The sequence below is a fragment of the Pseudomonas sp. F220 genome (genome assembly GCF_057813935.1).
The window spans coordinates 44,159-59,990 of the sequence record NZ_JBVASJ010000002.1 but is presented as its reverse complement, the minus strand read 5'-3'; the positions used below and the strand labels follow the sequence as shown (position 1 = coordinate 59,990).

Here is a 15,832-nt window from a genome sequence, read left to right as displayed (position 1 = left end):
CCCGGCGAATAACCCTTGTGGGAGCGAGCCTGCTCGCGATAGCGGTCTGACATTCAGCATTGATGTCGACTGTCACGCCGCCATCGCGAGCAGGCTCGCTCTCACAGAGGATTGTGGTGATCCGATAATCAAACGTGCGAAAAATTGACCCGCAGGTTTACAATCGACGCTCCTGATCAGGAGTAACCCCGTGCTGACTCATCTCGATTCCCAAGGTCGCGCCAATATGGTCGACGTCACCGAAAAAGCCGTGACGTCCCGTGAAGCCACGGCCGAAGCGCTTGTGCGCATGCTTCCCGAAACCCTGCAGATGATCGTCAGCGGCGGTCACCCCAAGGGTGATGTGTTCGCCGTGGCGCGAATCGCCGGCATTCAGGCAGCGAAGAAAACCTCCGATTTGATCCCGTTGTGCCATCCGTTGATGCTCACCAGTGTCAAAGTCGAACTCAGTGCCGAAGGCGAGGATGCGGTGCGTATCGTCGCCCGCTGCAAGCTCGCCGGGCAGACGGGTGTCGAGATGGAAGCGCTGACCGCCGCCAGCGTCGCCGCGCTGACTATCTACGACATGTGCAAGGCCGTGGACCGTGGCATGACCATCGAAAACGTGCGTTTGCTGGAAAAACTGGGTGGCAAGAGCGGCCACTATCAGGTGTCTGAATAATGAAAGTGACGGTGAAGTTTTTTGCCCGCTACCGTGAGGCGCTGGGTGTGGATTCGCTGAACATCGAAGGTGATTTCACCTCGGTCGATGATGTGCGTTTGCTGCTGGCGCAGCGCGACGGTGCCGAGGTACTGAGCGAACAGAACCTGATGTGCGCCCGTAATGAGGACCTGTGTCAGCTCGACGAACCGCTGACCGACGGCGATGAAGTAGCGTTCTTCCCCACTGTGACCGGAGGCTGAGCATGGCGATTCGCGTGCAATCCGCGGCGTTCGACCCAGGCGCTGAAGTCAACGCGATGCATGCGGCGAATGTCGGCGTCGGTGCGGTGGTGAGTTTTGTCGGCTACGTGCGTGATTTCAACGATGGACTCGACGTTGCCGGAATGTTTCTTGAGCACTATCCCGGCATGACCGAAAAGGCCCTCGGCAAGATTGCAGTCGAAGCCGAGCAGCGCTGGCCGCTGCTCAAACTTGAAGTGCTGCACCGGATCGGCGCCCTGGAACCGGGCGAACCGATCGTCTTCGTCGGCGCCGCCAGCGCCCACCGCCAGGCGGCGTTCGACGCCTGCGCCTTTGTCATGGATTACCTGAAAACCCGCGCGCCGTTCTGGAAGAAAGAAAACACCAGCGATGGGCCTCGGTGGGTGGAAGGGCGTGACAGTGATCATGCGGCGGTGGAGCGCTGGGAGAAGTAAGCGGGCTGCCTATTCTCTGTTGGCTGTAAGTCAGCCATCGCGAGCAAGCTCGCTCCTACATTTAGATCGCGTACCCCTGTAGGAGCGAGCTTGCTCGCGATGGCGCCATCCACAGCACCTTCTATCTCCCTTCTTCACCCCAATTCATCCTCGCGACCAAAGGCCACACGAAGTGTGGACAGTCGATTGACGATTTGTACGTAAAAGTCCAATATGGAATTATAAGTACAAAAAAGCGCGTCACGTTTCATTTTTTCTTCTGTCTTGCTAAACCAACAACAACCCGCGAGAGAACAAACATGAAGAAGCTCACCCTCATCAGTGGTCTGGCCCTCAGTCTGTTAGCGTGCAGCAGCCTGTTCGCCGCTGAGAAAACCCTGCGTATTGGTATTGAAGCGGCGTACCCGCCGTTTGCGTTCAAAACGGAAGAAGGAAAAATCAACGGCTTCGACTACGACATCGGCAATGCGCTGTGCGCGCAGATGCAGGTCAAGTGCGAGTGGATCGAAGGCGAGTTCGACGGCCTGATTCCGTCCTTGAAGGTCAAGAAAATCGATGCGGCGCTGTCTTCGATGACCATCACCGCAGAGCGCAAGAACTCGGTCGACTTTACCCACAAGTACTACTTCACGTCATCGCGTCTGGTGATGAAGGAAGGCGCAGTGGTTGATGACCAATACGCCAGCCTCAAAGGCAAAACCGTTGGCGTGCAGCGCGCCACCACCACTGACCGTTACGCCACCGAAGTCTTCGAACCCAAGGGCATCACGGTCAAGCGTTATGGCAACAATGAAGAGATCTACATGGATCTCGCGGCCGGTCGCCTGGACGCCATTTTTGCCGACACCATTCCTCTGGATGATTTCCTGTCGATGCCCCGTGGCAAGGGTTACGCCTTTGTCGGCCCGGAACTCAAAGACCCGAAATACGTGGGTGAGGGTGCCGGGATTGCCGTGCGCAAGGGCAATACCGAACTGGTGAGCCAGCTGAACAAAGCCATCGACGACATTCGCGCCAATGGCGAATATCAGAAGATTGAGTCCAAGTACTTCAAGTCGGATATTTACGGCGACTGATCAATCGCCATCGCGAGCAGGCTCGCTCCCACAGTAGATCTTTGTTGTACACAGAATCTGTGTTCACTGAAGATCCAGTGTGGGAGCGAGCCTGCTCGCGATAGCGGTGTGTCAGTCGACATGAATGCTGGATGTTAAACCTCAATCGCGAGCAAGCGAACGTCGCCCGGCCCGACCTACAGGGTCAGTCCTTCAGCTCCTTCAATTCTTTCAAATGCTTGTACACCGTCGCCCGCCCCATGTTCAGCACATTTGCCACGTAATTGGACGCGCTTTTGCCCTTGAAGGCGCCTTCAGCGTGTAGGGCCAGCACCAGCTCGCGTTTATGCTCGCGGGTCAGCAGGTTGAGGCTCAGCTGGCGTTCTCGCAGCCACGCATGCAGGAAAGTGTTGATTCGCTCCTGCCAGTCATCACGAAACAGTGAGTCCGGTTGCGCAATCAGCTTGCTCGGCGACAGGAACAAATCCAGCGCCGCTTTGGCATTTTCGAACAACGAGATATTCAGGTTGATGCACAGCACGGCCAGCGGCTGGCCGTCGCTGTCGCGCATTACGCTGCTCAGGCTGCGGATTTTCTGACCGTCCCAGTTGAGCTTTTCATAAGGGCCGATGTTCCGTTCGCTGACATCTTCGCTGAGCATGTCTTCCAGTGCGGCATCGTCGCCGATTTCGCGCTTGGACAGATTGTTGGCGATGTAGTCGATCTTTTGCGTGCGCAGGTCGTGCAGCACCACCTCGGCGTGGGGATAAAAAAGCGTGGCGATGGCGTCGGCAATCGCCCGGAAGTTATCCAGGGCGGGATCTTGTCGAGGTGGTGTCATAGGGTGTTGCTCCAGGCAGCGTCAGCGCCCTATCGAAAAGGGCGCTGTGAGTTTGCCGCAATCGAGGCGGGTCGTCACCTGAGGGTGCTTTAACCGAGGCGTGCGGGGGAGAGCATTTCGGCGCTCAGACCAAAGCGTGTCAGTTGTTCAGGCAAGGCTTCGCCGCGTACCAGCGCGGCACCGGCCTGGCCCATGGCGGGTGAGGTCTGGATGCCATAACCGCCTTGGGCCGCGACCCAGAACAGGCCTGGTACCTGCAGATCAAAACCGCACAGCAGATCACCGTCGCTGACAAAGCTGCGCAACCCGGCCCAGGTTCGGGTCGGACGGCGGATGGTCAGTGTGGTGGCTTCTTCGATCTGGTAAATGCCCATGGCGATGTCCAGCTCTTCGGGCTGCACGTCGTGGGGTTCGACCGGGTCGGCGTTGGCCGGTGAGCCGAGGAACATTCCGGCATCCGGTTTCATGTAGAACGACTCGTCGAGACTGACCAGCATCGGCCAGTCGTGGATATCCACCCCTTCAGGACCGGCGAAGATAAAGGCCGCACGACGCTTGGGTTGCAGGCCGAGCGGCTTGGCCCCGGCCATCCCACCGACTTTGTCAGCCCAAGCCCCTGCCGCATTGATCACCACCGGAGCGCTGAAGGTCTGTTTGGCGGTTTTAACCTGCCAATTACCTTGGGCATCACGGCTCAGGCCCTGGACCTCGCTGTCGGTATGAACTTCACCCTGATTGCGTCGGATGCCGCGCAGATAGCCTTGGTGCAGGGCGTCGGTATCAATATCGCTGGCGCTCGGGTCATAAATTGCACCGTGTACTTTTTCCCGGCGCAGGATCGGCAGCCTGGTGCAGGCTTCGTCGGCGCTGAGCAATTGCATCTCCGGTACGCTGGCCTTGGCGCTCAGGTATCGGTTATTCAGTTCTGTCGGGTCGCCGGTGAAGTCCACGGTCATTTCACCACGCGGAGTCAGCAATGGGTGTTCGCAGAAACCGGTTGGTGGCGCATCGAAGAAGTCCCGGCTGGCCAGGGTCAATGCGCGGACCTGAGGTGTGCCATAGGCAGCGGTGTATAAGGCGGCGGAACGCCCGGTGGAGTGATAGGCCGGATGCGATTCACGCTCCAGCACGATCACTCGAGCGTGGCGCGAAAGCCAGTAACCGATGGACGCACCGGCGATACCGCCGCCGATGATGATGAAATCTGCCTGGGGCATAAAACTCTCCTGCGAGGGCATGTAGGAGCGAGCTTGCTCGCGATGGACTCAAGGGCGGCGCGTTTATTCAGAAAACACGCGTTATCGTTAACGTCCATCGCGAGCAAGCTCGCTCCTACAGGTATTGGTATTAGCCGATGCGTTTTTGTAGAAGGTAGAGAGCATTGGCGAGCGCGATGTCTTCCAGACCCAAACCGATGGAGCGGAAAAACACATGGCGGTCGTAGGCTGGCCGCGGTGCCTTATCGCTAAGCAGCTCAGGCAGATCGCCGAGGATCGCGCTTTTATCCCAGCCATGCTGCTCGCTGGCGATCAGCATTTCTCCGGCCGAGCCTGGGGTGGTTTGACGATAGTCGCAATAGACCTGCATTTCATTCAAGGCTTGTGGTGGCACTTCGTGAGCCCGTGGCGCGTTGGTGCTGATTGAGGTGATCAGTGCCGGTTTGCTGAGGGTGCGCGGGTCGATCACCGGGCCTGCAGAGGAAGTGCAGAGCATGATCACGTCGGCCTCCAGAAGCGCGTCCTCGCGGCTGGCAACAATCTGCAGGCGCGGGTCAATGGCGTTGATTGGCGCAAGCGCCTCAAGGCTTTTGCCCGTCAGGGCTGGCGAGTAGAGGCTGATGTTTTGCCAGTCGCGCAGCGTCTTCACATAGCGTAGGTGAGCCAGAGCCACCGGGCCGCTGCCGATAATCGCGAGGCGCTTGGCGTGCGGCTCAGCCAGGGCATCGATGGCCACTGCGGTGGCGGCAGCGGTGCGGGCGACCGTCAGTTCGCCAGCATCGCAGAGCAACAGCGGCTGACCGTTGTCCATCGACATCAGCAGCGTCCAGGCAGTCACCAGTGGACCTTCACTGCGCACGATGTAGGGCGAGGTTTTTACACCGTACACGCGGTCTTCAGCCAACACGCCGAAGTAGTTGATGAAATCGCCGTCGCCGTGGGGGAACTCCACCAACTTCTGGGCCGGTTGCACGGCATTCCCGGCGGCCAGGTCACGGAACAGCTTGCGCAGAATCTGCGGCACGTCGACCTGTTCGAGTAGCTGGCGGGCTTGGGCTTTGGCGATCACATAAGGCGTGCTGGACATACGAAGGCTCCCGTGGGGGTTAGCTATAAACTAATTTGTCCATTATGGACTTATAATTCCAGACGACAATATCCAGACGAAAAAAAACGCAGACCGTTTCCGGGCTGCGTTTTTTTTGTTGCGCCGGGTTTTAAGGGCGCTTGCGCTCTACCGCGCGTAGCAGATGCGTCGAAGGGGTTTCGCAACTGATCTTGCGGCCCAGCAGCGCCTCGATAGACGGTAACTGGTAAGAGTCATCTTCACCGGCAAAGCTGATCGACACGCCGCTGGCACCGGCCCGACCGGTACGGCCGATGCGGTGGACATAATCGTCCGGCATTTCCGGCAGGGTGAAGTTGATCACGTGGCTGATGCCGTCGATGTGGATCCCGCGGCCGGCAACATCGGTGGCGACCAGTACGCGGATCTTTCCTTCGCGAAAGCCTTCCAGAGTCTTGATGCGCTTGTGCTGCGGCACGTCGCCGGAGAGCTGCGCAGCGTTGACGCCGTCACGTACCAGGCGTTCTTCGATGCGCCGTACTTCATCCTTGCGGTTGGCGAAGACCATCACCCGTTCCCAGCCGTTGTCGTTCACCAGGTTGTAGAGCAGCTTGTATTTATCACTGCCGGCGACGGCATAGATGTGCTGCTCGACCATGTCGCTGGCAACGTTGATCGCTTCGATTTCGACGATGGCAGGGTCGGTGGTCCATTGCTTGGCCAGGTTCATCACGTCTTCGGTGAAGGTCGCGGAGAACAGCAGCGTCTGACGCTCATTTTTCGGCGGGGTCTGGCGAATGATCTGACGCACTTGCGGGATAAAGCCCATGTCGAGCATGCGGTCAGCTTCGTCGAGCACCATCACTTCGACCATGTCGAGGTGGACGTCACCGCGCTGGTTGAAGTCCAGCAGGCGGCCGGGGGTGGCCACGAGGATGTCGCAGTGGCGGGCTTCGAGGTGTTTGAGCTGCTTGTCGAAGTCCATGCCACCAACGAACGTCATCACGTTCAGACCGGTGTATTTGGTCAGATCAGCCGCGTCCTTGGCGATCTGGACTACCAGCTCGCGGGTCGGGGCGATGATCAGCGCCCGCGGCTCACCCATGTAACGCTCTTTGGGCGGTGGGGTTTGCAGCAGTTGGGTGATGATCGAGATCAGGAACGCGGCAGTTTTACCGGTACCCGTTTGGGCGCGACCAATGGCGTCCATACCCTTCAGGGTGAAGCCCAGTACTTGTGCCTGGATCGGCGTGCAGTAGGGGAAACCCAGGTCCTGGATCGCGTGCATCAATTCTGGCGAAAGCTTGAAATCGTGGAAACGGGTTTTGCCTTCCTGGGGTTCGACGACGAAATCTTCGAGTTTCCAGGGGGTGACTGGCGGTTTCGGCGCGCGTTCGCGGCGAGGTTGCGCAGGTTTGGGCGTCTCGCTGCGCGGTTGCTCGCTGGCAATGGCCGCTACCGGTTGAGCGTCGGGAGTGTTCACCGGCTCTTTTTTTGGCGCGGTGGCGGGCACTGCGCGACCCGGCTGATTACCGTCGGTGCGGTTGCTGGGGCTGTGGGAAGGTGCAATGGAGCCAGGCGCGAGCTGCTCAGCCTCGCTTTTACCGAACATTTTCTTGAGTGCTTTGAGCACGGTCATCTCATCAATTGGTTAAGGAATGTACGCCGGGCAGTGTAATGCAAGAATCGGGCGCGGCGTAGTGGATTGCTTAAAGGGCTACAGGAAGTTTCGATTTCAACGCAAACGGTCGGCGATCCAGACGCCAATGTCGCGAATCTCTTCGGGTAACACTTCATGACCCATTGGGTATTCCTGCCATGTCACGGTGACATCAAGTCGCTTCAAATGCTCGTAGGCGGTTCGCCCCATCGAGTTTTGTACTACTTCATCGTAGTGACCGTGCAGGCAATACACCGGAATCCGCTGTTGGCTGGCCGACAAGTGCAGTTCGTCACTGAACGTCGGTGCATAAGTAGAGAGGGCAAGTACGCCACCCAGGGGGCCTTGCCACTTCAAGAACGCAGTGTGCAAAACCACCGCGCCGCCTTGGGAAAAACCGGCAAGAAAAATTCGCGAAGCGTCTATTCCGCTGGCGCGTTGCTCTTCGATCAAATCGGTGAGCACCTGCGCGGACTCCTCCAGCTGCTCGCGGCTGATTGCCCGAGCCGGGCTCATGGCCAGAATGTCGTACCAGCTCGGCATCTCGTAACCGCCGTTGATGGTCACGGCGCGAGTCGGTGCTTGAGGCAAAACAAAGCGTGTGGTCAGCAGACTTTCTTGTAGCGCCTCGGCCACCGGCAGGAAATCGTAGCGGTCGGCACCCAAGCCGTGCAGCCAGATCACGCAGGCGTCGACGGGCTTGCTGGGCTGAAGAATCAGGGTCTGGGTCATGTCTGCTCCATTATTGTGCGCGCGCTCTCATTGTGTGCTCGGTGGGCGTGCGCTTCTGGTTAATCAGTTAAGAAGATGTCGCAAGGCTGCAAGTTTTGCTATTGACCTGCCGCTGAAACGCTTTAGCGGTCGGTGTGGTACGGGCTTTGCTATGAGAAAACCTGTGCACGTAATCCTGCGCCGAGCGGTAACACTATCAGTCTACCTTCGGTTGTGGGATAGCAAAAAAATCCGGTGATGGACGTTCGCCCGGGGCCGCTACGGGCTTCGCGAACATGAAAGGGCTACAGCCCGTTCGGCCGATTGGTGAGAAGTGAGTTTTCCATTCTATGGATTTTCTCCTACTAGACTCATAGCTAAGGTCTGACGCCGCTTGACCCTAAAAAAAGCCAACACGGGTCAACAGCGCCTCATAAGGGTGCGGCAAGACTCAAGCTCCGACACAACAAGAGTAAAACTGGAGGTTTGAATGAAGATGTTGAAATCCACCCTGGCCATCGTGACTGCGGCCGCAGTACTCGGTGTCAGTGGGTTCGCTCAGGCGGGTGCAACCCTGGATGCGGTGCAGAAGAAAGGCTTCGTACAGTGTGGCGTGAGTGATGGTCTGCCGGGTTTCTCGGTGCCGGACGCAACGGGCAAGATCCTCGGGATCGACGCTGACGTCTGCCGTGCTGTGGCCGCTGCCGTATTCGGCGACGCGACCAAGGTCAAATTCAGCCAGTTGAACGCCAAGGAGCGTTTCACCGCGCTGCAATCCGGCGAAATCGACGTGCTGTCGCGTAACACCACCTGGACCAGCTCCCGCGATTCGGGCATGGGTCTGGTGTTCGCCGGCGTGACTTACTACGACGGCATCGGCTTTTTGGTGAACAAGAAACTGGGCGTGAAGAGTGCTAAAGAACTCGACGGCGCAACCATCTGCATTCAAGCCGGTACCACTACCGAGCTGAACGTTTCCGACTACTTCCGCGGCAACGGTCTGAAATACACCCCGATCACCTTCGATACCTCCGATGAAAGCGCCAAGTCGCTGGAATCCGGACGTTGCGACGTGCTGACCTCCGACAAATCCCAGCTCTACGCACAGCGCAGCAAGCTGGCGACCCCAGGCGACTACGTCGTTCTGCCGGAAACCATCTCCAAGGAGCCTCTGGGCCCGGTCGTGCGTAAAGGCGACGAAGAGTGGTTCAGCATCGTCAAGTGGACCCTGTTCGCCATGCTCAATGCTGAAGAAATGGGCATCACGCAGAAAAACGTTGAAGCTGAAGCCAAAGCCACCAAGAATCCGGACGTTGCACGTCTGTTGGGCACTGACGGCGAATACGGCAAGGACCTGAAACTGCCGAAGGACTGGGTTGTGCAGATCGTCAAGCAAGTGGGCAACTACGGCGAAGTATTCGAGCGCAACCTGGGCAAAGGCACTCCGCTGGCCATCGACCGCGGGCTCAACGCTCTGTGGAACAACGGCGGCATTCAATACGCACCACCAGTGCGCTGATGGTTCTATCACCCGGTGGGCCAACCACCGGGTGATGTTCTGTTCCATTATTTCTGGGGCACTTCATGCAAAATTCAATCGGCGCACCAAAGCAGAGGCTCAGCCTCAGCGATCCAAAAGTGCGTGCGTGGCTATTTCAGATCATCACCATTGTGGCGGTGGTCTCGATGGGCTGGTATCTGTTCGATAACACGCAGACCAACCTTCAACACCGGGGCATTACCTCCGGTTTCAGCTTTCTCGAGCGCAGCGCCGGTTTCGGTATTGCTCAGCACCTGATCGACTACACCGAATCGGACACCTATGCCCGAGTGTTTGTCATCGGTCTGCTCAATACCCTGTTGGTGACCTTCATCGGCGTCATCCTGGCGACGATCCTGGGCTTCATCGTCGGCGTTTCCCGACTGTCGCAGAACTGGATCATCAGCAAAATGGCGACCGTCTACGTTGAGGTCTTCCGCAACATTCCGCCACTGCTGCAGATTCTTTTCTGGTACTTCGCGGTGTTCCTGACCATGCCAGGGCCGCGCAACAGTCATAACTTCGGCGACACTTTCTTCGTCAGCAGTCGTGGCTTGAACATGCCGGCAGCCCTGATCTCCCACGGTTTCTGGCCGTTCGTGGTCAGCGTCGTGGTGGCCATTGTCGCCATCGTGCTGATGTGCCGGTGGGCCAACAAGCGATTCGAAGCGACCGGCGTGCCGTTCCACAAGTTCTGGACCGGCCTGGCAATGTTTCTGGTGATTCCTGCGTTGTGCGCGCTGATCTTCGGCGCTCCGCTGCATTGGGAAATGCCCCAGCTGCAAGGCTTCAACTTCGTCGGTGGCTGGGTGTTGATCCCGGAACTGCTGGCCTTGACCTTGGCCCTGACGGTGTACACGGCGGCATTTATTGCCGAGATCGTGCGCTCGGGCATCAAGTCGGTCAGCCATGGCCAGACCGAAGCAGCCCGTTCCCTCGGCCTGCGCAACGGTCCGACCCTGCGCAAGGTGATCATTCCGCAAGCGCTACGCGTGATCATTCCACCGCTGACCAGCCAATACCTGAACCTGGCGAAGAACTCCTCGCTGGCCGCCGGTATCGGTTATCCGGAAATGGTGTCGCTGTTTGCCGGGACGGTGCTGAACCAGACCGGGCAGGCGATCGAGGTTATTGCCATCACCATGAGCGTGTACCTGGCGATCAGCATCAGCATTTCCCTGCTGATGAACTGGTACAACAAGCGCATTGCGCTGATCGAACGGTGAGGAAGCGCACATGACGACTCATATTTTCAAACCTGACCTGCCAGCGCCGAGCAGCAGCATCGGTATCGTGGCGTGGATGCGCGAGCACATGTTCTCCAGCTGGATCAACACCCTGCTGACGCTGTTCGCGTTTTACCTGATCTATCTGATAGTACCGCCGATCCTACATTGGGCGATTCTCGACGCCAACTGGGTCGGCACCACGCGCGCCGATTGCACCAAACAAGGCGCCTGCTGGGTGTTCATCGAGCAGCGCTTCGGCCAGTTCATGTATGGCTACTACCCGGTGGATTTGCGCTGGCGTGTCGACCTGACTGTGTGGCTGGCGGTGATTGGCGTGGCGCCATTGTTCATCGCCCGCGTCCCGCACAAGGCGATCTACGGCCTGAGCTTTCTGGTGCTCTATCCGATCATTGCCTACTTCCTGCTGCATGGCGGTATTTTTGGCCTGGCCAACATAGCAACCAGCCAATGGGGCGGCTTGATGCTGACCCTGGTGATCGCCACTGTCGGGATCGCCGGCGCCTTGCCGCTGGGGATCGTGCTGGCGCTGGGTCGGCGTTCGAACATGCCGGCGATTCGTGTGGTCTGCGTGACCTTCATCGAGTTCTGGCGCGGCGTACCGTTGATCACCGTGCTGTTCATGTCCTCGGTAATGCTGCCGCTGTTCCTGCCTGAAGGCATGAACTTCGACAAGTTGCTGCGGGCACTGATCGGGGTGATTCTGTTCCAGTCGGCCTACGTGGCCGAGGTGGTGCGCGGTGGTCTGCAAGCGATTCCCAAAGGTCAGTACGAAGCCGCTGCAGCGATGGGCCTCGGTTATTGGCGCAGCATGGGCCTGGTGATTCTGCCGCAGGCCTTGAAGCTGGTGATTCCGGGTATCGTTAACACCTTTATTGCGCTGTTCAAGGACACGAGCCTGGTGATCATCATCGGCCTGTTCGACCTGCTCAACAGCGTCAAGCAAGCCGCCGCCGACCCAAAATGGTTGGGCATGGCCACTGAAGGCTATGTGTTCGCGGCCCTGGTGTTCTGGATTTTCTGTTTTGGTATGTCCCGCTATTCCATGCATTTGGAACGTAAGCTGGATACTGGCCACAAGCGCTAAGTCGGTACCTAATTTAGGAAGTTTTGTGATGAGTGAAGCGATCAAACAGCCGATGAGCCCTGAAGGCATTATTCAGATGCAGGGCGTGAACAAGTGGTACGGCCAGTTCCACGTATTGAAAGACATCAACCTGAACGTCAAACAAGGCGAGCGTATTGTCCTGTGCGGCCCGTCGGGTTCTGGTAAATCGACCACCATTCGTTGCCTTAATCGTTTGGAAGAACACCAGCAGGGCCGCATTGTGGTCGATGGCGTGGAGCTGACCAACGACCTCAAACAGATCGAAGCGATCCGTCGTGAAGTCGGCATGGTGTTCCAGCACTTCAACCTGTTCCCACACCTGACCATCCTGCAGAACTGCACGCTGGCACCGATGTGGGTGCGTAAGCTGCCCAAGCGCAAAGCTGAAGAAATTGCCATGCATTACCTGGAGCGCGTGCGTATTCCAGAGCAGGCGCACAAGTTTCCGGGTCAGCTTTCCGGTGGTCAGCAACAGCGTGTGGCGATTGCCCGTGCGCTGTGCATGAAGCCGAAAATCATGCTGTTCGATGAGCCGACTTCGGCACTCGATCCGGAGATGGTGAAAGAGGTGCTCGACACCATGATCGGCCTGGCCGAAGACGGCATGACCATGCTCTGCGTGACCCACGAGATGGGCTTCGCCCGTACCGTGGCTAACCGGGTGATCTTCATGGACAAAGGCGAAATCGTCGAACAGGCTGCACCGAACGACTTCTTCGACAACCCGCAGAATGAACGGACCAAGCTGTTCTTGAGCCAGATCCTGCATTGATGGGTTAGCAACAACACTAATAAACCCGGCCGTGTGCCTATTGCCAGTCAGTTAAGCGAACGCAGCCTTTTGTAGGAGCGAGCTTGCTCGCGATATGGACGTTAACGATGACGCGTGTTTGCTGGATAAACGCGTCGCCCTCAGATCCATCGCGAGCAAGCTCGCTCCTACACATACCCTTACTGACTGGCATTAGGTCATGTGCCGGGTTTATTTTTGTCTGGAATTTATCATGCCGGGTTTCAGCAACCTTGAGCGGTCTGACGTTCCAGTTCCTTCGCCGCCAGAAGGTGGCTCATATCTGCGTCTTTGCTGATTTCCAACAGGTCGTTGACCAACTCAGGGTGACGATCAAGCAGGCGCATCAGAATGAACAAGGGTTTGGGCGGTTCGATTTCCGCGCGTTCATAACGCGAGAAGGCATTGTGGCCACCGCCTGAAAGTAATTGAACCGCGGTTTTTTGCGTGAAGTGCAGTTTGCGACGAATGCGCTTCATCTCATCCGCCATCACCCTTTTTGAATCTTCAATGAGTTGATCGCCTGCCTGGGAATAACGTACGGCGCTTTGCGGATCGAACTCGATCTCGTCGCACACCTGACATTGCCAACCCGACAGGTCGCGAACTTCCCTATTTAACTGTTTGAAATCCACGGTAAAACCGCGGGCCTCAAAATGCTGCATCCCGTTTTGGGCGCCGCAGCTGGCGCAATCCTGTTTGTTCATGAGTCCTTCTCCTTGAAGGAGATCACCGGAGGCCCACCACTGAGGCGATAGGTCACTTTTATATAGATCAGAAGGCCTGAGCTGTTGGAGTGGTAAACGTCTTGCCAAGTCCTGTGGTCTGCGTAAGTGGTCATCGATTTATAAAGCATCTTCCTGTGCAGTAGGGCGATGACCTGTTGCATCTGGAACAAGGTAAGGCCGAGTTTTCGAGCTCCATCAAGTGCGCTTTTGGTGAACGCTGCGGCTCCAAGCCTTGCGACATCAGCCTTCATGATGGAAAGGTCGTAATGAGGTGTTTTCTTTTCCATAAGACACCTTGAATCAGCGAATTAAAAATACCCTTAAAGGGTAATTTAATCAATTATTGAGAACCTTTCATTTGTTATCGGTAACCGTAGCGCGTTGTGCTCGCCGCAGAAGCTGACTAACATGTCAGAAAATTCATCCTATGATTGGATGAAAGGGCGAATCCTATGTCAGATATTTCTCCATTAATTAAGCGATCTTTGGTCGATCAGGCCCTGGAACAGTTGCGTCTGCGCATCAACGACGGCACCTGGACGGTCGGCCAACGTTTACCCACCGAGCCGGAGCTGGCGATCGAGTTGGGCATCAGCCGCAACACCGTGCGTGAGGCCATGCGGGTGTTGGCGTTTTCCGGACTGATCGAGATTCGCCAAGGCGACGGCAGTTACCTGCGGGCGGTGGTCGATCCGTTGGACACCATGAAGGCGTTGTCGCGCTGCTCTCATGAGCAAGCCCGTGAGACCCGGCGCATTCTTGAAGTCGAGGCCATTGGCCTGGCGGCTTTGCGGCGCACGGATGAAGACCTCAAAGCGCTGCGTGAAGCGCTTGGCGTCAGTGGCAGCCACTACCACGGCGATCTGGACAGCTACATCGCGTGCGATTTGGTGTTTCACCGACGGCTGGTGGATGCCGCACATAACCCGACCTTGAGCGAGCTGTACCGCTACTTTTCCAGCATCGTCGGCGTGCAACTGCGCCAGACCCTGAACGTTACGCCGCGGCGTCAGGAGGTGTTCGATCTGCACATCGAACTGCTCGACGCCGTCGAGCAACGCGACCCGGAACGGGCCAAAGCCATTTCCCGGAAGCTGATCAATGAGCCTTGAAACCGAGAACCCCATGTCCAGCCCACAGGCTACCCCTAGCAGCATGACGCAACCCAAACGCACGGCGGAGCTTGAAGAGCTATTGATCGACGCCGAAGCCGATGACGAAGAAGTTCAGCAAAGCCATCCGGTGTTGCGCCGCCCCTGGCTGTTGTTGCTGGGATTGATTCTGGTCGCGTTGAACCTGCGTCCGGCGCTGTCGAGCATGGCGCCATTGCTCAGCGAAGTATCCAAAAGCCTCGGCCTGTCGGCGGCGCAAGCGGGTCTGCTGACCACGTTGCCGGTACTTTGTCTCGGTCTGTTCGCTCCGCTGGCGCCGATTCTGGCGCGACGTTTCGGTGCCGAGCGAGTGGTGCTAGGCATCCTGCTGACCCTGGCCTGCGGGATTATCCTGCGCAGTTCGTTCGGCGAAACCGGCTTGTTTGCTGGCAGCATTCTGGCGGGTGCCAGTATCGGTGTGATTGGTGTGTTGCTGCCGGGCATCGTCAAACGCGATTTTGCCAAGCATGCGGGAACGATGACGGGCGTCTACACCATGGCGCTGTGCCTGGGTGCGGCCATGGCCGCGGGGGCCACGGTGCCGCTTAGCCAGCATTTCGAGGGCAGCTGGGCCATGGGCCTGGGGTTCTGGATCCTGCCGGCACTGGTGGCGGCATTATTCTGGTTGCCGCAAGTCGGCCACAAACACGGTGCCCACAATGTGGCCTATCGCGTACGTGGTTTGCTGCGTGATCCGCTGGCTTGGCAGGTGACCTTTTACATGGGCTCGCAATCCTCGCTGGCCTATATCGTCTTCGGTTGGTTGCCATCGATCCTCATCGGTCGTGGCCTGACGCCGACTCAGGCGGGCCTGGTGTTGTCAGGTTCGGTGATCGTTCAGTTGGCCAGCTCGCTTGCCGCGCCTTGGCTGGCAACCCGTGGCAAGGATCAGCGCCTGGCGATTGTGGTGGTGATGTCGTTGGTGATGGCGGGCCTGTTTGGCTGTTTATATGCGCCGCTCGAAGGCCTGTGGGGTTGGGCGATTCTGCTCGGTCTGGGGCAGGGCGGTGCGTTCAGCCTAGCGCTGACCTTGATCGTTTTACGCTCGCGCGATGCCCATGTGGCGGCGAATCTGTCGGGTATGGCTCAAGGCATCGGTTACACCCTGGCGTCCATGGGGCCGTTCGCGGTTGGGCTGGTGCATGACCTGACTGGTGGCTGGACTGCACTGGGCTGGATCTTCGGTGTGATTGGCATTGGCGCAATCATCGCCGGCCTCGGCGCCGGGCGTTCGCTGTACGTTCAAGTCGAAAGCGAGAAGGTCTGAGGCAAGCGCACTGTCGGTATTCCTGCCACGAATGCCGATAGTTTTCGCCGCGTTTGCAGACTATCGTGCAGGTATCCTTTCGATTCTTCGGAG

The 15,832-nt window shown here is 57.9% G+C and carries 17 protein-coding genes; 10 read left to right on the top strand and 7 right to left on the bottom strand.

The window, feature by feature from the left end; all coding sequences use genetic code 11:
* The first annotated feature begins 190 nt into the window (after positions 1-190).
* The 4 genes from moaC to ACZYSM_RS02095 all read left to right on the top strand — a co-directional run bounded on the left by moaC (position 191) and on the right by ACZYSM_RS02095 (position 2,434).
* Positions 191-661, top strand: a complete 471-nt coding sequence (gene moaC / locus ACZYSM_RS02110) for a cyclic pyranopterin monophosphate synthase MoaC (protein ID WP_489068408.1) — start codon at positions 191-193, stop codon at positions 659-661.
* Entirely contained in the window at positions 661-903 is a 243-nt protein-coding gene (locus tag ACZYSM_RS02105; RefSeq protein ID WP_489068406.1) for a MoaD/ThiS family protein, read from the top strand. The genes moaC and ACZYSM_RS02105 overlap by 1 nt, the downstream gene beginning before the upstream one ends.
* 2 nt (positions 904-905) lie before the next feature.
* Positions 906-1,358 (top strand): molybdopterin synthase catalytic subunit MoaE, encoded by a 453-nt coding sequence (gene moaE / locus ACZYSM_RS02100; protein ID WP_489068404.1) that lies wholly within the window; start codon positions 906-908, stop codon positions 1,356-1,358.
* 299 nt (positions 1,359-1,657) lie between these two features.
* The gene (locus ACZYSM_RS02095) at positions 1,658-2,434 is read left to right on the top strand and encodes an ABC transporter substrate-binding protein (protein ID WP_489068402.1); all 777 of its coding nucleotides are present in this window, start codon (positions 1,658-1,660) and stop codon (positions 2,432-2,434) included.
* A gap of 184 nt (positions 2,435-2,618) precedes the next feature.
* Here the strand turns inward: ACZYSM_RS02095 and ACZYSM_RS02090 are convergent, their stop codons facing one another.
* The 5 genes from ACZYSM_RS02090 to ACZYSM_RS02070 all read right to left on the bottom strand — a co-directional run bounded on the left by ACZYSM_RS02090 (position 2,619) and on the right by ACZYSM_RS02070 (position 7,929).
* Positions 2,619-3,254, bottom strand: a complete 636-nt coding sequence (locus tag ACZYSM_RS02090; RefSeq protein ID WP_489068400.1) for a helix-turn-helix transcriptional regulator — start codon at positions 3,252-3,254, stop codon at positions 2,619-2,621.
* An 89-nt stretch (positions 3,255-3,343) separates the two neighbouring features.
* Complete coding sequence (locus ACZYSM_RS02085; protein ID WP_489068398.1) at positions 3,344-4,471, bottom strand: NAD(P)/FAD-dependent oxidoreductase; 1,128 nt, start codon at positions 4,469-4,471, stop codon at positions 3,344-3,346.
* A 130-nt stretch (positions 4,472-4,601) separates the two neighbouring features.
* The gene (locus ACZYSM_RS02080; RefSeq protein ID WP_489068396.1) at positions 4,602-5,558 is read right to left on the bottom strand and encodes an ornithine cyclodeaminase family protein; all 957 of its coding nucleotides are present in this window, start codon (positions 5,556-5,558) and stop codon (positions 4,602-4,604) included.
* Positions 5,559-5,688: 130 nt separating this feature from the next.
* A complete protein-coding gene (gene rhlB / locus ACZYSM_RS02075; RefSeq protein ID WP_489068394.1) occupies positions 5,689-7,176 on the bottom strand; it encodes an ATP-dependent RNA helicase RhlB in 1,488 nt (495 codons plus the stop codon).
* Between the two features lie 96 nt (positions 7,177-7,272).
* Positions 7,273-7,929: an alpha/beta hydrolase gene (locus ACZYSM_RS02070; protein WP_489068392.1), complete on the bottom strand. Its 657-nt coding sequence runs from the start codon at positions 7,927-7,929 to the stop codon at positions 7,273-7,275.
* 469 nt (positions 7,930-8,398) lie between these two features.
* Here ACZYSM_RS02070 and ACZYSM_RS02065 point away from each other — a divergent pair, with 469 nt between their 5' ends.
* The 4 genes from ACZYSM_RS02065 (at position 8,399) to ACZYSM_RS02050 (ending at position 12,575) form a co-directional block, all read left to right on the top strand.
* Positions 8,399-9,427 (top strand): amino acid ABC transporter substrate-binding protein, encoded by a 1,029-nt coding sequence (locus tag ACZYSM_RS02065; RefSeq protein WP_489068390.1) that lies wholly within the window; start codon positions 8,399-8,401, stop codon positions 9,425-9,427.
* A gap of 65 nt (positions 9,428-9,492) precedes the next feature.
* Positions 9,493-10,674 (top strand): amino acid ABC transporter permease, encoded by a 1,182-nt coding sequence (locus ACZYSM_RS02060; protein WP_489068388.1) that lies wholly within the window; start codon positions 9,493-9,495, stop codon positions 10,672-10,674.
* Between the two features lie 10 nt (positions 10,675-10,684).
* Positions 10,685-11,782, top strand: a complete 1,098-nt coding sequence (locus ACZYSM_RS02055; protein WP_489068386.1) for an amino acid ABC transporter permease — start codon at positions 10,685-10,687, stop codon at positions 11,780-11,782.
* Positions 11,783-11,810: 28 nt separating this feature from the next.
* The gene (locus ACZYSM_RS02050) at positions 11,811-12,575 is read left to right on the top strand and encodes an amino acid ABC transporter ATP-binding protein (protein WP_419119223.1); all 765 of its coding nucleotides are present in this window, start codon (positions 11,811-11,813) and stop codon (positions 12,573-12,575) included.
* 242 nt (positions 12,576-12,817) lie between these two features.
* Here the strand turns inward: ACZYSM_RS02050 and ACZYSM_RS02045 are convergent, their stop codons facing one another.
* Positions 12,818-13,300 (bottom strand): type II toxin-antitoxin system MqsA family antitoxin, encoded by a 483-nt coding sequence (locus tag ACZYSM_RS02045; RefSeq protein WP_489068384.1) that lies wholly within the window; start codon positions 13,298-13,300, stop codon positions 12,818-12,820.
* A complete protein-coding gene (locus tag ACZYSM_RS02040; RefSeq protein WP_489068382.1) occupies positions 13,297-13,608 on the bottom strand; it encodes a type II toxin-antitoxin system MqsR family toxin in 312 nt (103 codons plus the stop codon). The genes ACZYSM_RS02045 and ACZYSM_RS02040 overlap by 4 nt, the downstream gene beginning before the upstream one ends.
* A gap of 165 nt (positions 13,609-13,773) precedes the next feature.
* On the opposite strand from ACZYSM_RS02040, the gene ACZYSM_RS02035 reads away from it, so the two are divergent.
* Both ACZYSM_RS02035 and ACZYSM_RS02030 read left to right on the top strand, forming a co-directional pair.
* Positions 13,774-14,433 (top strand): FadR/GntR family transcriptional regulator, encoded by a 660-nt coding sequence (locus tag ACZYSM_RS02035; RefSeq protein WP_489068380.1) that lies wholly within the window; start codon positions 13,774-13,776, stop codon positions 14,431-14,433.
* Entirely contained in the window at positions 14,423-15,739 is a 1,317-nt protein-coding gene (locus ACZYSM_RS02030) for a CynX/NimT family MFS transporter (protein ID WP_489068378.1), read from the top strand. The genes ACZYSM_RS02035 and ACZYSM_RS02030 overlap by 11 nt, the downstream gene beginning before the upstream one ends.
* Positions 15,740-15,832 lie beyond the last annotated feature (93 nt).

Excerpts from the sequence above, each read along its gene's own strand:
- ACZYSM_RS02105 (WP_489068406.1), top strand. The coding sequence starts at position 661 with ATGAAAGTGACGGTGAAGTTTTTTGCCCGCTACCGTGAGGCGCTGGGT.
- moaE (WP_489068404.1), top strand. The coding sequence starts at position 906 with ATGGCGATTCGCGTGCAATCCGCGGCGTTCGACCCAGGCGCTGAAGTC.
- ACZYSM_RS02095 (WP_489068402.1), top strand. The coding sequence starts at position 1,658 with ATGAAGAAGCTCACCCTCATCAGTGGTCTGGCCCTCAGTCTGTTAGCG.
- ACZYSM_RS02090 (WP_489068400.1), bottom strand. The coding sequence starts at position 3,254 with ATGACACCACCTCGACAAGATCCCGCCCTGGATAACTTCCGGGCGATT.
- ACZYSM_RS02085 (WP_489068398.1), bottom strand. The coding sequence starts at position 4,471 with ATGCCCCAGGCAGATTTCATCATCATCGGCGGCGGTATCGCCGGTGCG.
- ACZYSM_RS02080 (WP_489068396.1), bottom strand. The coding sequence starts at position 5,558 with ATGTCCAGCACGCCTTATGTGATCGCCAAAGCCCAAGCCCGCCAGCTA.
- rhlB (WP_489068394.1), bottom strand. The coding sequence starts at position 7,176 with ATGACCGTGCTCAAAGCACTCAAGAAAATGTTCGGTAAAAGCGAGGCT.
- ACZYSM_RS02070 (WP_489068392.1), bottom strand. The coding sequence starts at position 7,929 with ATGACCCAGACCCTGATTCTTCAGCCCAGCAAGCCCGTCGACGCCTGC.
- ACZYSM_RS02065 (WP_489068390.1), top strand. The coding sequence starts at position 8,399 with ATGAAGATGTTGAAATCCACCCTGGCCATCGTGACTGCGGCCGCAGTA.
- ACZYSM_RS02060 (WP_489068388.1), top strand. The coding sequence starts at position 9,493 with ATGCAAAATTCAATCGGCGCACCAAAGCAGAGGCTCAGCCTCAGCGAT.
- ACZYSM_RS02055 (WP_489068386.1), top strand. The coding sequence starts at position 10,685 with ATGACGACTCATATTTTCAAACCTGACCTGCCAGCGCCGAGCAGCAGC.
- ACZYSM_RS02050 (WP_419119223.1), top strand. The coding sequence starts at position 11,811 with ATGAGTGAAGCGATCAAACAGCCGATGAGCCCTGAAGGCATTATTCAG.
- ACZYSM_RS02045 (WP_489068384.1), bottom strand. The coding sequence starts at position 13,300 with ATGAACAAACAGGATTGCGCCAGCTGCGGCGCCCAAAACGGGATGCAG.
- ACZYSM_RS02040 (WP_489068382.1), bottom strand. The coding sequence starts at position 13,608 with ATGGAAAAGAAAACACCTCATTACGACCTTTCCATCATGAAGGCTGAT.
- ACZYSM_RS02035 (WP_489068380.1), top strand. The coding sequence starts at position 13,774 with ATGTCAGATATTTCTCCATTAATTAAGCGATCTTTGGTCGATCAGGCC.
- ACZYSM_RS02030 (WP_489068378.1), top strand. The coding sequence starts at position 14,423 with ATGAGCCTTGAAACCGAGAACCCCATGTCCAGCCCACAGGCTACCCCT.